This window comes from Nonomuraea sp. NPDC050790 (assembly GCF_044456745.1).
Taxonomy (GTDB): domain Bacteria; phylum Actinomycetota; class Actinomycetes; order Streptosporangiales; family Streptosporangiaceae; genus Nonomuraea.
Genome location: NZ_JBITGF010000005.1, coordinates 634,562 through 647,799 on the forward strand (window position 1 = coordinate 634,562; position 13,238 = coordinate 647,799).

Sequence of the window (13,238 nt, forward strand, 5' to 3'; positions counted from 1 at the left end):
GCAAGGCACTTGCAGGCATAAGCCCGTTGCGTATCAGCCCTTCAGCGCGCCCGCGACGGCCTTCGCGGCCCGCGCGGCGAGGTCCTTGTCGTCCGCGCCGACCCGTTCCGCGTCCTGTTCGTACACCAGGACCTCCCCGATGAGGTTGCTGTCGCGGAACACCACCCGCGCGGTCGCCTGCCCGCTGTCGCCCGTCAGGTGTCTCTTGAACGTCTCCTGCGCGAACGCCGCCTCGCCCACGCCGGGCACGTCGGCGACCTCGCCGGTGGTCAGCCGGAACGTCGTCCCCTTGGAGGCGGCGCTGTTGACCCGGTCGGCGTCGAACAGCGTGCGGGCCGCGCCGGGCCCGTCCAGGCCGCCGCGCGGCTGCTCGACGCGGGTGCGCACGGTCAGCTCGCGCGCCGGGCGCGAACCCCGCCAGACCCGCCAGCGGCACTCGCCCTCGCGGGTGCGCTCCGGCTTCGCCGCGCTCTTCATCAGCTCCGCCGCCCGCGCGTCGGGGAGCAGGGTGCACGGGTCGGGGGCGGCCTCGTACCTTCCCGTTTCGGGTGCGGCCAGTACGGCCACGCCGTACCAGATCCCGCCTCCCAGCACGAGAACGGCGGCCAGCGCGGCGGGCAGCAGCCACCGCCGCCGGCGTGGCGCGGCGGAGCGCACGACAGGCGGCGGGCCGCCCGACAACGCGGACCGGACCTGCGCGGCGGTGGGCCGGGCGGCGGGGTCCTTGGCCAGCATCGCCATGAGCAGCCCGCCCAGCTCCCTGCCCGCCCGCGCGGGGAAGGGCGGCTCGTGCAGCAGCACGGCGGCGGCCACCGCGGCGGGCATCGGCCGCTCGAACGGCGGCCGCCCCTCGACCACGGTGTACAGGCTCGCGCCGAGCGACCACAGGTCGGAGGCGGGCCCCGAGGCGTGGCCGTTGAGCCGCTCGGGCGCCATGTAGCCGGGCGAGCCCGCGCTGCCGTAGCGGTCGCCGCGCCCGCCCACGGGGGCGGCGATGCCGAAGTCGGTGAGCATCGCGGTGCCGTCGGCGTCGAGCAGGATGTTGGCCGGCTTCACGTCCTGGTGGACGATCCCGGCAGTGTGCGCCGTCTCCAGCGCCGACAGTACGCGCAGCCCGATCCTGGCGACCAGCTCGGGCGGCAGCGGGCCGTGCTCCTTGACGATCTTGTCGAGCGAGCGGCCGGTGGACAGGTCCATGATGATCCACGGCTGGTCGCCGTCGAGCACCACGTCGTGGATGAGCACGATGGCCGGATCGCGCAGCCGTCCCGCCGCCCTGGCCTCGTGGATGGCCCGGTGGGCGAACTCGGCGCGTTCCTGCGGGCTCAGCCCGGCGGGCACCCTGACCTGCTTGACCGCGACCGAACGGTGCAGGGTCTCGTCCAGGGCCCGCCACACCGTGCCCGCGCCGCCCTCGCCGAGCCGCTCCAGCAGGCGATAGCGGCCGGCGAGCAGGTAGGAGCCGTCAGCCCGCACGGCGCAGCCCCTGCTCGATCAGCCGCGCGGCCTGCTGGGCGGTGTTCCTGATCTGCACGTCGGTGGGCTTGTTGTTGAGCGTGGTGTATTCGACCTGCACGACCAGGTTCGCCGCGCGGAACAGCACGAACGAGCTGTGGACCCGGCCGGTGCTGCCGGACAGCTCGAAGGCGAAGCCGCCCTCCGCCGGAGCCGTGACCTTCCTGATGGCGCCGCGCTTGGCCGTCAGGCTCTTCTTCACGCCGATCTCCTCCCAGGTCCACTGGACCTGGGCGGCGCGGTTCCAGGCGCGCTCCTGGTTGGTCAGCAGCCGACCGGCCGTGACCGGGGTCATCCGCCAGGGGTCGGGCGTGTCGGAGTCCTTCTGCACCTGGACGCCGACCCCGGCGCCCGGCGTCGCCCAGCCGCACTTGGGCCCCGCCTCGTCGGCCGACGGCTTGCCCGTGGGCGGCTGACGGGAGCCGAGCAGCGTGCCCACCTCCTCGGGCGTGAGCAGCTTGCACAGGTCCAGCGGCACGTTGTACGCGCTGGGCGGCGCGCTCTCCCCCGGCCGCAGCAGGAAGAAGCCGCCCACGCCCGCCACCAGCAGAACGGCGGCCGCGGCGGCGATCCAGATCCACACCCGGCTCCCGCCCTTGCGGCGCGTGGGCACGGTGGCGTCACGGTCCCTGGGCAACTGGGCGTCCTGCCCGGCGGCGAGCTGCCGCAGCGCGTGCAGGGCCGTGCCCGCGTCGGGGCGGGCGAAGGGGTCGCGGGCGAGCATGGCGGCCAGGAGCAGGCCGAGCTGGCCGCGCGCGGGCCTGGGCGGCCTGGTGAGCGTGTCCTTGATCCGCTCGGCCACCGGCCCGTCGTACAACGGGCTGCCCTCGACCGCCAGGAACAACGTGGCCGCCAGCGACCACAGGTCACTGGCCGGGCCGCCGGGATGGCCCTCCAGGCGCTCGGGGGCGATGAAGCCGGGTGAGCCGATCATCAGGCCCTGCTCGGTGAGCGTGGCCTGGCCCTCCTGGCGGGCGATGCCGAAGTCGGTCAGCACCACGCGGCCCGAGTCGGTCAGGAACACGTTGCCCGGCTTCACGTCCCGGTGCTGCAGCCCGCGGGCGTGGGCGGCGGAGAGCGCGTCGAGCGTCTCGGCGCCGATGCGGGCCACCTGGGCGGGCGGCAGCGGCCCCTGTGCGGCGACCAGGGCGCCGAGGTCGCGGCCGCGCAGCAGTTCCATGACCAGCCAGGGCCGGTCGTGCTCGACGATGACGTCGTGCAGCGCGACGATGCCGGGGTGGCGGAGCTGGGCGGTGGCCTGCGCCTCGCGGACCGCTCTGGTCACGGCCTCGTGGCGCTCGCGCGGGCCCAGGTGTTCGGGCAGCGTGAGCTCCTTGACCGCGACCTCGCGATCAAGCATCTCGTCCCTGGCCAGCCAGACGCGGCCCATGCCGCCGCTGCCGAGCGGCCGGATCAGGGCGTACCTGTTGGCGAGTCGTCCCCCGGACATAGGTAGGAGACTAACGAAAGATCTGGATTTATCGGTCAGCTACCGCACGACAGACCTCTTCGTCCGGCACTACAGGGGATGCGGGGCGGATAACTGTCGGTCCCCCCTTCTATGGTCTTGGTTCGTGGACGCGGTTCAAGGCACTCTCGACGAGCTCGGCACCCCCCTCAGCGAAGTCACGTTCGTCGTCTTCGACCTTGAGACGACCGGCGGCTCCCCCGCCGAGCACGCGATCACCGAGATAGGCGCGGTCAAGGTCAAGGCCGGCGAGGTGCTGGGCGAGTTCTCCACGCTGGTCGACCCCGGTGGACCGATCCCGCCGTTCATCTCGGTGCTGACCGGCATCACCGACGCCATGGTCGTGGCCGCGCCGCGCATCGAGGCGGTGCTGCCGAGCTTCCTGGAGTTCGTCAGCGGGGCCGTCCTCGTCGCCCACAACGCCGGCTTCGACACCCGCTTCGTCAAGGCCGCCTGCGCCGCCCTGGGCTACCCGCCCCCGGTCAACCCGGTCGTCGACACCGTCGACCTGGCTCGCCGCGTGCTCACCCGTGACGAGGTGCCCAACGCCAAGCTCGGCACGCTCGCGCGCTTCTTCCGCAGCCCCACCGAGCCCTGCCACCGCGCCCTGCAGGACGCGCGGGCCACCGTCGACGTCCTGCACGGCCTCATCGGCCGGGCCGGCTCGTTCCAGGTCCACACGCTGGAGGAGCTCAAGTCGTTCGTCCGCGCCCCCACGCCCGAGCAGCAGCGCAAGCGCCACCTCGCCGAGTCGGTGCCCCACGCCCCCGGCGTCTACCTGTTCGAGGACGAGCGCGGCGAGATCCTCTACATCGGCAAGTCCACCAACCTGCGCAACCGCGTCCGCTCCTACTTCACCGCCAGCGAGACCCGCCCGAGGGTGCGCGAGATGATCGGCATCGCCGACCGCGTGCGCCACGTCGTCTGCGCGACCGCCCTGGAGGCCGAGGTACGCGAGCTGCGCCTCATCGGCGGCGCCAAACCCCGCTACAACCGCCGTTCCCGCTTCCCCGAGAAGGTCGTCTGGCTGAAGCTCACCCAGGAGCCCTTTCCCCGGCTCTCGATCGTGCGTGAGGTGCGTGACGACGACGCCGCGTACCTGGGCCCCTTCAGCAGCGCCAGGGCGGCCGACGACGCGCGCACGGCCCTGCACGAGGCGGTGCCGCTGCGCCAGTGCACGCAGCGCCTGACCGCCTCCACCCGCGTGCCCGCCTGCGCCCTGCACGAGATGGGCCGCTGCGGCGCCCCGTGCGCGGGCCACGAGAGCCCCGCCGACTACGCGCTGCACGCCGAGGCCGCCAGACGCGCCATGCAGCACGACGCCGACGCCGTCTACACGGCCGTCAGCGCCCGCATGGAGCGACTGTCGGTCGAGCAGCGCTACGAGGAGGCGTCGGTCGACCGCGACCGCCTGGCCACGTTCATCCGGGCCGCGGCGCGCATGCAGCGGCTGTCCGCGCTGACCCGCATCCCGCAGATGGTCGCCGCCAGCCCCGCCTTCGACGGCGGCTGGGACATCCACGTGATCCGCTACGGCCGCCTGGCCGCCGCCGGCGTCATGCCGCGCGGCACCCACCCCGTCCCCTTCGTCGAGTCGCTGGTCGCCACCGCCGAATCCGTCCTGCCCGGCCCCGGCCCCACCCACGCCGCCACGGCCGAGGAGACCGAGTGCATCCTGCGCTGGCTGGAGTCCCCCGGCATCCGCCTCGTCGAGGTCGACGGCCAGTGGAGCCTGCCCGCCCAGGGCGCCGCCCGCCACAAGGCCCGCATCGACCTGGCCTACCGCGGCCTCGACCACAAGGCGCTGCGATAAGGTTGCGGTCATGGTCACGGCAATCGTTCACATCAACGCCGAGGTTGACCGCATCCCGGAGGTCGCCCAGACGATCGCCGAGATCGACGGGGTCAGCGAGGTCTACTCCATCACCGGCGAATACGACCTGCTGGCCATGGTCCGCGTGGCGGCCTACGAGGAGATCGCCGAGGTCATCCCGGGCCGCCTGAACAAGGTGCCGGGCGTGCTCCACACCGAGACCCACATCGCCTTCCGCACCTACTCCAAACACGACCTCGACGCGGCCTTCTCCCTCGGCCTCCCCGAAACCGACTAGCCGCCTCCCGCGTCCGCCCGCGCGGCCCTTCAGCGTCCTCTCCGCGGTCCTTTCGTGCCTCTCCGCGGTCCTTCACGTGCTTTTCGCGGTCCTTCACGTGCTTTTCCGTTACGGCAAAGCCACACCCCCGCCACCCACCGCCGTGGGCTCGCGCCGATCGTGGGGATCGCTTCTCACGTCGGACGTGGTCCCCACCGCAACGGCCCCCGTCAGCCCCTTCCCGCGAAACCCCTCGCCGGCCAGACACCGCGCGTGCGGCCGCACAGGAAGAACGGCAAGGACCCCAACAGCAGGCCCCGAGCAGAAGCCCGCAAACGGCAGCACGCCGAAGGGTCGCACGTCAAAGGGCCCGGACCAGTGGAGAACTGGTCCGGGCCCTTTGCTGATGCTGAGATCAGTGACGGGTGATGGACTTGTCGTCGGAGGCGCCGATGGCGGCGTGTTCCTCTTCGTGACCGTGCCCGTGGCCGTCGTCCAGCGGGATCTTCTCGCCGCCGTAGGACTTGGACATGGCCGCGCGCAGCTTGCCCAGCGGCCCGCGCATGCCCTTGGGCGGGATGCCCGCGCTGTCCTCCTCGACCGGCAGCATCGGCACCGGCTGCTTGGAGCGCAGCGAGTCCTCGACCGTGTCGATCGGCGCGGTGTGCACCTCGATGAACTCGCCGTGCGGCAGCCGCTTGATGACGCCCGACTCCACGCCGTGGCCGATGACCGCGGCGTCGGAGCGCTGCAGCCCCAGGCAGATCCGGTAGGTGATGACGTAGGCCAGCACCGGCCCGACCAGCACCAGGACGCGACCGATGTACGTCGTCCAGTTCAGGCTGATCTGGAAGACGTTGGAGATCTCGTCGTTGGCGCCCAGCAGCCACAGCACGCCGTAGAACACGATGGCGGACATGCCGATCGAGGTCCGGTGCGGGTTGTTGCGGGGACGCTCGGAGACGTGCATGGCGCGGTTGTCTCCGGTCACCCAGCGTTCCAGGAACGGATACAGCGCCAGGCCCGTCATGATGATGCCCATCGGCACCAGCGCCGGGACGATCACGCTCAGCGGCAGCGTGCCCGCGTGGGCAGTGCCGAAGAGGTTGATCTCCCAGGCGGGCATGAGCCGCAGCGCGCCTTCCAGGAAGCCCATGTAGAAGTCGGGCTGCGAGCCCGCCGAGATGTCCGCCGGGTTGTAGGGCCCGAAGATCCAGATCGGGTTGATCTGGGCGAACGTCCCGAGCCCCGCGACGACCGCGAAGGTGAACAGGAACATCGCGCCGGCCTTGAGCATGAACGCCGGGTAGAACGGCGCGCCGACCACGTTGTGGTTGTTGGCGCCGCGGCCGGGCATCTGCGTGTGCTTCTGCACCCAGGTGAGGACCACGTGGGCGCCGATCAGCGCGAGCAGGATGCCGGGGATGAGCAGGATGTGCAGCGAGTAGAACCGCGAGATGACATCCATGCCCGGGTACTCACCGCCGAACAGGAAGAACGTGATGTACGTCCCCACGAGCGGCAGCGAGATCGCCACGCCCTCGGTGATGCGCAGGCCCGCGCCGGACAGCAGGTCGTCCGGCAGCGAGTAGCCGGTCAGGCCCTCGGCCAGCGCCAGCGTGAGCAGGATGACGCCGATGACCCAGGTCAGCTCGCGCGGCCTCTTGTAGGCGCCCATGAAGAACACCCGCAGCATGTGCACCATCATGCTGGCCACGAACAGCAGCGCCGCCCAGTGGTGCATCTGCCGCATGAGCAGGCCGCCACGCACGTCGAAGCTGATCTCCAGCGACGACGCGTACGCCTGCGACATCCCCACGCCCTTGAGCGGCGCGTAGGAGCCGTCGTAGATCACGTGCTCCATGCCCGGCTTGAACCACAGCGTCAGGAACGTGCCGGTCAGCAGCAGGATGATGAACGAGTAGAGCGCGACCTCACCCAGCAGGTACGTCCAGTGATCCGGGAAGATCTTGCGGAGGTTGCGCTTGAGGAACTTGCCCGCGCCGAGCCGGTCGTCGAGGAACCCCGACGGCCCGCTGATGGCCTTGGGCACCGAAGTGAGCTCGCTCATGCCGTGCTCCCTTCCCTGGCCGCCTTCTCGGCGTCACCGCGCTCCCAGTAGCTGGGACCGACGGGGACGTTGAAGTCGTCCTTCGCGATGAGGTAGCCCTCGGCGTCGACGCCGATGGGCAACTGCGGCAACGGCCGCGCGGCCGGGCCGAAGATGACCTTGGCGCCGTCGGCCGCGTCGAACGTCGACTGGTGGCACGGGCACAGGATGTGGTGCGTGGTCTGCTCGTAGAGGGCCGCGGGGCAGCCGACGTGCGTGCAGATCTTGGAATACGCCACGATCCCGTCGTGCGTCCAGTTCTTGTTCGTGCCCGCCTTGATGTCCTCGGGCCTGAACTTGATCAGGATCAGCGTGGCCTTGGCCAGCGCGTTCATGTCGTGCTCGTAGCCTTCGGGCACGACCGACAGGATGCCGCCGGGCGAGTTGAAGTCCGCGGCGCGGATCGGCTGCCCGGTGCCCTCGACGACCAGCTTCATCGGCTTCTTGCGCGTCTCCGCCCAGACGGTGTGGCGCAGGAGCTTGTTGAAGTTGGCGCCGGTCATCTTGGAGTTGTCGAGGTCGCGCAGCAGTACCAGCGGCAGCAGGCCGAGCGGCGCGGAGGCCAGCAGCAGCGTGCGGCGCAGCAGCGGCCGCTTGACGAAGCCGCTCTCGTTGGCGCCCTGGACGAACGTCTCGGCGACGTCCTCGCGGGTGGCCGAGTCGCTGGCCAGGTCGTGACGCTCCTGGATCAGGTTGTACTTCGGCATGACCGAGCGCACCCACACCGTGATGCCGACGGCCAGGCCCAGCAGCGCCAGCGTCAGGGTGCTGCCGAGGGCCAGGTTGGACTGGCCGGTGGCCTCCGGCGTGCCGACCTGGATCACCACGTAGAGGATGATGAAGGCGATCGCCGACAGGAACGTGATCGTGAAGCAGAGCGCCACGACCTTCTCGGCCCTACGCGCCTTCTGCTCGTCGGGGATCATCACGCCGGGGACGTCGGCGTCCTCGACGGTCTCCTTCGCCCCGAGCATCGAGGTGCCCGGCGCGGGGGTGCCGATGACGCGCTTGGGGACGCGCTCATCGGGCTGCTCGATCTCGTGCTCTCTGTCTGTCATGACTTCTTCCGCTTCTTCGCGGTGATCCAGATGGCGGCGAGCGACATGAAGCTGAGGCCCACGATCCATGCTACGAGACCTTCGGTGACGGGGCCGATGCGGCCGAGACCGAAGCCTCCGGGGTCCTTCATCGAGCGGATCTCGGTGATGTAGGCGATCATGTCGCGCTTCTCCTGCGGCGTGATCGTCGTGTCGTTGAAGACCGGCATCGCCTGCGGGCCGGTGGCCATCGCCTCGTAGATCTGCAGAGGAGAGGACTCGTTGAGGCTGGGGGCGTACTTGCCGCGGGTCAGCGCGCCGCCGGCGCCGCCCCAGTTGTGGCACTGGATGCAGTTGGCGCGGAAGAGCTCACCGCCCTTGGCCGAGTTGCCCTTGGCCGGGTCGACCTGGTCCTTGGCGGGGATCGTCGGCCCGCCGCCGAGCGACTGCACGTAGGCGGCGAGCTGGCGGGTCTTCTCCTCGGTCACCCACGGGGCGACGGGCTTGCGCGGCGCCTGGGCGCCGGGGTTGGCCGCGGGCATGCGGCCGCTGCTCACCTGGAAGTCGACGGCCGCGGCGCCCACGCCCACGAGCGTGGGGCCCGTGGAGGTGCCTTCCGCGTTGAGGCCGTGGCAGCTTGAGCAGTGGGCCTGGAAGAGGCTCTTACCCTGTGCGACGTCGTCGAGCTTGCCGGACGCGAGCGCCGCGTCCGCCGGCCGGCTTCCCTGCGCGAGCGTGGCGTAGGCCACCCCGATCAGCGCCAAGGCCAGTACCAGGACGGCATATCTCGCGAGGGGATGCCGCCGCCAGGCGGTGGTCCTAGTCACAGAGATCCCGTTCCTTAACGAATGATGTAGATGGTCGCGAAAAGACCGATCCAGACGACGTCGACGAAGTGCCAGTAGTAGGACACGACGATCGCGCTGGTGGCCTGCTCATGCGTGAAGCGCTTCGCGGCGTACGTGCGTCCCAGCATGAACAGGAACGCGATCAGGCCACCGGTCACGTGCAGGCCGTGGAAGCCCGTCGTCAGGTAGAACACCGAGGTGTAGGCGTTCGCCGACAGGGTCGCGCCCTCGCTCGCCAGCTCCGCGTACTCGTAGAGCTGACCGGCCACGAAGACCGCGCCCATGAGGAAGCTGACGAAGTACCAGAATCGGAGCTTGCCGACCTGGCCCTTTTCCGCGGCCCACACGCCGAGCTGGCACGTCACGGAGGACAGCACCAGGATGATCGTGTTGACCGTCGCGAACGGGATGTTCAGGTGAGCGCCGGCCTCCGTGCCCGCGGGCTGGAGGGACGGGCCCCATTCGAAGCCGTCACCGATGCTCACCGACCGGATGGTGAAGTACATCGCGAACAGCGCCGCGAAGAACATGAGCTCAGAGGACAGCCACACGATCGTCCCGACGCTGACCAGGTTCGGTCTGCGCGACGAATGTGCTGTCGTCGTCGAAGTTATTGCGGATGCTGTCGCCACGGGCAGCATTATTGCGGTTCCTGTGGTCGGTCCGGCGCACGACCCCCCGTTAGGAGGAACAAACACGCCACCAACCAGGGATAATTGGGGCAAAACGCCCGCCGGGCACGGCGGCCTGGGATTCCGTCCGGCGCCCCCGGTACGATCCAGTTGACCCTACCTCTACGACCGATAGCGAGCGCAGCAGTGAGCACCACTGGGAGCACCGACGAGACCATGAAGGTCCTCGTCTACAGCGACGACGCCGGCACCCGGGACAAGGTGCGGCAGGCGATCGGGCACCGCCCGGCGGCCGACGTGCCGTTCGTGGAGATCGTCGAGTGCGCCACCGAGCCCAAGGTGCACCAGTGGCTCGGCTCGGGCGAGATCGACGTCGCCGTGCTCGACGGCGAGACCCAGCCCGCGGGCGGCATGGGCGTGTCCCGCCAGGCCAAGGACGAGGTCTACGACTGCCCGCCCATCTGCCTCATCATCGCCCGCCGCGACGACCGCTGGCTGGCCGACTGGTCCAAGGCCGACGCCGTCGTACCCCAGCCGATCGAGCCGATGGTGCTGGCCGACGCGATCGCCGGTCTGATGCGCCTGCGTTCCTCCTCCCGACTCAACGCGAAGTAGGTACCCGACGATGGACTCCCGTACGACCTGGCCGGCCCTGCTGTCAGCCCTGCTCGCCGGAGAGCATCTCACCGCGGACGAGACCGCGTGGGCCATGCGGGAGATCATGTCGGGGTCGGCGACCCCCGCCCAGATCGCCGGGTTCGCGATCGCGCTGCGCGCCAAGGGCGAGACCGTGGCCGAGGTCGTGGGCCTGTCGCGGACCATGCTGGAGCTGGCCACGCCGCTGCAGGTGGAGGGGCCCGTGGTGGACGTCGTGGGCACCGGCGGCGACCGCGCCCACACCGTGAACGTCTCCACGATGGCCGCCATCGTCGCCGCCGCGGCCGGCGCCCGCGTCGTCAAGCACGGCAACCGGGCCGCGTCCTCCTCGTGCGGGGCCGCCGACGTGCTCGAACACCTCGGCATCCGCCTCGACCTCACGCCCGAGCAGACGGCCGACGTGGCGCGCGAGGCGGGCATCGCCTTCTGCTTCGCGCCCGTCTACCACCCGGCGCTGCGCTTCGCCGGGCCGCCGCGCAAGGAGCTGGGCGTACCGACCGTCTTCAACTTCCTGGGCCCGCTCACCAACCCCGCCCGCCCCAGCGCGCAGGCGATCGGCGTCTACGACGCGGACATGCTGCCGGTGCTGGCCGGGGTGTTCGCCGAGCGCGGGGTGTCGGCGCTGGTGTTCCGCGGCGACGACGGCCTCGACGAGCTCACCATCGCGACCACGTCCACGGTGTGGGTGGTCAGGGACGGCACCGCGACGCAGACCACGTTCGACCCGGCCGTGCTCGGCATCCCGCGCGCCGAGGTGGGGGCGCTGCGCGGCGGCGACGTCGACTTCAACGCCCAGGCCGTCCACAACCTGCTGCGCGGCGACAAGGGGCCGGTGCGCGACGCGGTGCTGCTCAACACCGCGGCGGCGCTGGTGGCCCTGGACGGCTCGGGCGACGACCTCGACTCGGCCATGATCGACGGGTATGCGCGCGCGGTCCAGGCCGTCGACTCCGGCCGCGCCGCCGCCACCCTCGACCTCTGGATCGAGACCAGCCGCTCGATATCTCTCTGACCTTCTTCAAGCCTTCCATCCATCACGGCGCACGCCACCCTCTATCCATTACGGCGCACGCCACCTTCAAGCCTTCCATCCATTACGGCTGACGCCGTGGTTGCCCGGACTCGCCGACGCGGGCTGAGGTCTGTCGAGCGCCGGTCGTGAGGGCTCACGGGGTGCTCGCCGCCACGACTACGCCCTTGACCGGCCACCGTGCCCCACCCCGGCCGCCGCACCACGGCGCCGAGCCCCGCCGCTCCCCACCCCACCGCGCGGCGCCGCAAAGCCCTCGCGGGCCGAGGTCAGGTGGTTGTACTGGCCTTGACGTCTGAGGTGTGCGCCGCAGTCGGCTCTGGGGTCGGTTCCGGGGATGGGATGTGGCGGAGTAGGCGGGCGATGAGGATGGCCATCGCGGCCAGGGCCACTGCGGCTACCAGAGCCACCAGGTTCATACCGGTCGTGAACGCCTCTCTGGCGGCCCTTGCCAGGGCTGCGCCCGTCTCGCCGCCTATCTGTTGTGCCGTGGTCAGGGCGGTGGCCAGGGTGTCTCTGGAGGCCGTCTGGGCGGACTGGCCGAGGGAGGCGGGCAGGGGCAGGGTGGCCCGGTAGACGGCGGTGCCCAGGCTGCCGAGGATGGCGATGCCCAGGGCGAAGCCCAGCTCGCCGCTGGTCTCGTTCAGGGCGGCGGCGGAGCCTGCCTTCTCGGCCGGGACCGAGCCCATGATCAGGTCCGTGCTCAGCGTCACCAGCGGGCCCGCGCCCAGGTTGATGAGCATCCAGCCGGCCACCAGGGTGACCGGGCCGGAGACCGTGTCCACCTGGGTGATGACCAGGAGGCCGGTGACCGAGACGGCCAGGCCGTACCCGATCAGGTAGGCGGGGCGGATGCGGCGGGCCAGCAGCGGCGACAGGAGGAAGCTGATGCCGTTGGCGGCCACCGCGGGGAGCATCCAGAGGCCGGCGGCCAGCGGGGACAGGTTCTCCACCAGTTGCAGGTGCTGGGTGAGGAACAGCATGAGCGCGCCCATCAGGAGCGTGGCGGCCATCATGCCGGCCAGGGCGGTGCTGAAGGCGCGGTTGGCGAAGAGCCTGAGGTCCAGGAGCGGGTGGGCCAGGTGGCTCTGCCTGCGGGCGAAGAGGATGCCCATCGCCAGGCCCAGGGCCAGCGAGGCGACGGCCACCGGCTGCCAGCCGTGCTTGGCGATCTCCTTGAGGCCGTAGACGAGCGGGAGCACGGCGGCCAGCGACAGGGCGACGCTGACCAGGTCTGTGCGGGCCGCGGACGGGGCGCGGTACTCCGGCAGGAGGACGGGGCCGAGGATCAGCAGGAGCACCATCGCCGGCACGCCCAGCAGGAAGGCCGAGCCCCACCAGAAGTGTTCGAGCAGGGCGCCGCCCGCGACGGGCCCCAGGGCGGCCCCGCCCATGAAGCAGGCCAGCCACACCCCGATCGCCAGCCCGCGCTGGCGGGCGTCAGTGAACATGTTGCTGATCAGCGCGAGCGTGGACGGCGCCAGCGTCGCGCCGGCCAGTCCCAGCAGCGCCCGCGCGGCGATCAGCATGCCGGGGCTGGTGGAGTAGGCGGCCGCGATCGAGGCGAGCCCGAAGGCCGCCGCGCCGATCAGCAGCAGCCTGCGGCGGCCTATACGGTCCCCCAGCGTGCCCATCGTCACCAGGAAACCGGCCAGCACGAACCCGTAGATGTCGGTGATCCACAGTTGCTGGGTGCTGCTCGCGCCCAGGTCGGCCGCCAGGTGGGGCAGGGCCAGCAGCATCACGAACACGTCGATGGAGACCAGCAGCGAGGTCAGGGCCAGCACCGCCAGCCCGGTCCATTCGCGGCGTCCCGCCTTCGTCGCCGTCATGGCGAGTCCTTCCGTCGTG

The 13,238-nt window shown here is 70.9% G+C and carries 11 protein-coding genes; 4 read left to right on the top strand and 7 right to left on the bottom strand.

Annotated features, from left to right (window positions below; genetic code table 11):
• Nucleotides 1-33: 33 nt before the first annotated feature.
• Together ACIBEJ_RS28160 and ACIBEJ_RS28165 are read right to left on the bottom strand one after the other, a co-directional pair.
• A complete protein-coding gene (locus tag ACIBEJ_RS28160) occupies nt 34-1,476 on the bottom strand; it encodes a serine/threonine-protein kinase (RefSeq protein ID WP_397185832.1) in 1,443 nt (480 codons plus the stop codon).
• Nucleotides 1,466-2,965, bottom strand: a complete 1,500-nt coding sequence (locus ACIBEJ_RS28165) for a protein kinase (protein WP_397185833.1) — start codon at nt 2,963-2,965, stop codon at nt 1,466-1,468. Before ACIBEJ_RS28165 ends, ACIBEJ_RS28160 begins: the two co-directional genes overlap by 11 nt.
• Nucleotides 2,966-3,089: 124 nt before the next feature.
• Between ACIBEJ_RS28165 and ACIBEJ_RS28170 the strand changes: the two genes are divergently transcribed.
• Nucleotides 3,090-4,796: a DEDD exonuclease domain-containing protein gene (locus ACIBEJ_RS28170; RefSeq protein WP_397185834.1), complete on the top strand. Its 1,707-nt coding sequence runs from the start codon at nt 3,090-3,092 to the stop codon at nt 4,794-4,796.
• A 10-nt stretch (nt 4,797-4,806) separates the two neighbouring features.
• Nucleotides 4,807-5,094: an Lrp/AsnC family transcriptional regulator gene (locus ACIBEJ_RS28175; protein WP_397185835.1), complete on the top strand. Its 288-nt coding sequence runs from the start codon at nt 4,807-4,809 to the stop codon at nt 5,092-5,094.
• A gap of 394 nt (nt 5,095-5,488) precedes the next feature.
• Here the strand turns inward: ACIBEJ_RS28175 and ACIBEJ_RS28180 are convergent, their stop codons facing one another.
• The 4 genes from ACIBEJ_RS28180 to ACIBEJ_RS28195 are packed head-to-tail and all read right to left on the bottom strand — an operon-like array spanning nt 5,489 to nt 9,709.
• Nucleotides 5,489-7,144 carry a cytochrome bc complex cytochrome b subunit gene (locus ACIBEJ_RS28180; protein ID WP_397185836.1) on the bottom strand — a complete coding sequence of 552 codons (1,656 nt, stop codon included), beginning with the start codon at nt 7,142-7,144 and terminating at the stop codon, nt 5,489-5,491.
• Nucleotides 7,141-8,241: a Rieske 2Fe-2S domain-containing protein gene (locus ACIBEJ_RS28185; RefSeq protein ID WP_397185837.1), complete on the bottom strand. Its 1,101-nt coding sequence runs from the start codon at nt 8,239-8,241 to the stop codon at nt 7,141-7,143. The genes ACIBEJ_RS28180 and ACIBEJ_RS28185 overlap by 4 nt, the downstream gene beginning before the upstream one ends.
• Nucleotides 8,238-9,047, bottom strand: coding sequence for a cytochrome c (locus ACIBEJ_RS28190; protein ID WP_397185838.1), 810 nt, complete (start codon nt 9,045-9,047; stop codon nt 8,238-8,240). The genes ACIBEJ_RS28185 and ACIBEJ_RS28190 overlap by 4 nt, the downstream gene beginning before the upstream one ends.
• 14 nt (nt 9,048-9,061) lie before the next feature.
• A complete protein-coding gene (locus ACIBEJ_RS28195) occupies nt 9,062-9,709 on the bottom strand; it encodes a heme-copper oxidase subunit III (RefSeq protein WP_397185839.1) in 648 nt (215 codons plus the stop codon).
• A 207-nt stretch (nt 9,710-9,916) separates the two neighbouring features.
• On the opposite strand from ACIBEJ_RS28195, the gene ACIBEJ_RS28200 reads away from it, so the two are divergent.
• Both ACIBEJ_RS28200 and trpD read left to right on the top strand, forming a co-directional pair.
• The gene (locus ACIBEJ_RS28200) at nt 9,917-10,315 is read left to right on the top strand and encodes a hypothetical protein (protein ID WP_397186102.1); all 399 of its coding nucleotides are present in this window, start codon (nt 9,917-9,919) and stop codon (nt 10,313-10,315) included.
• A gap of 10 nt (nt 10,316-10,325) precedes the next feature.
• Nucleotides 10,326-11,369, top strand: a complete 1,044-nt coding sequence (trpD, locus tag ACIBEJ_RS28205; protein WP_397185840.1) for an anthranilate phosphoribosyltransferase — start codon at nt 10,326-10,328, stop codon at nt 11,367-11,369.
• A gap of 287 nt (nt 11,370-11,656) precedes the next feature.
• On the opposite strand, the gene ACIBEJ_RS28210 is transcribed toward trpD, so the two are convergent.
• The gene (locus ACIBEJ_RS28210; protein ID WP_397185841.1) at nt 11,657-13,219 is read right to left on the bottom strand and encodes an MFS transporter; all 1,563 of its coding nucleotides are present in this window, start codon (nt 13,217-13,219) and stop codon (nt 11,657-11,659) included.
• Between the last annotated feature and the right edge of the window lie 19 nt (nt 13,220-13,238).

Excerpts from the sequence above, each read along its gene's own strand:
- ACIBEJ_RS28165 (WP_397185833.1), bottom strand. The coding sequence starts at position 2,965 with ATGTCCGGGGGACGACTCGCCAACAGGTACGCCCTGATCCGGCCGCTC.
- ACIBEJ_RS28175 (WP_397185835.1), top strand. The coding sequence starts at position 4,807 with ATGGTCACGGCAATCGTTCACATCAACGCCGAGGTTGACCGCATCCCG.
- ACIBEJ_RS28180 (WP_397185836.1), bottom strand. The coding sequence starts at position 7,144 with ATGAGCGAGCTCACTTCGGTGCCCAAGGCCATCAGCGGGCCGTCGGGG.
- ACIBEJ_RS28185 (WP_397185837.1), bottom strand. The coding sequence starts at position 8,241 with ATGACAGACAGAGAGCACGAGATCGAGCAGCCCGATGAGCGCGTCCCC.
- ACIBEJ_RS28195 (WP_397185839.1), bottom strand. The coding sequence starts at position 9,709 with ATGCTGCCCGTGGCGACAGCATCCGCAATAACTTCGACGACGACAGCA.
- ACIBEJ_RS28200 (WP_397186102.1), top strand. The coding sequence starts at position 9,917 with ATGAAGGTCCTCGTCTACAGCGACGACGCCGGCACCCGGGACAAGGTG.
- trpD (WP_397185840.1), top strand. The coding sequence starts at position 10,326 with ATGGACTCCCGTACGACCTGGCCGGCCCTGCTGTCAGCCCTGCTCGCC.
- ACIBEJ_RS28210 (WP_397185841.1), bottom strand. The coding sequence starts at position 13,219 with ATGACGGCGACGAAGGCGGGACGCCGCGAATGGACCGGGCTGGCGGTG.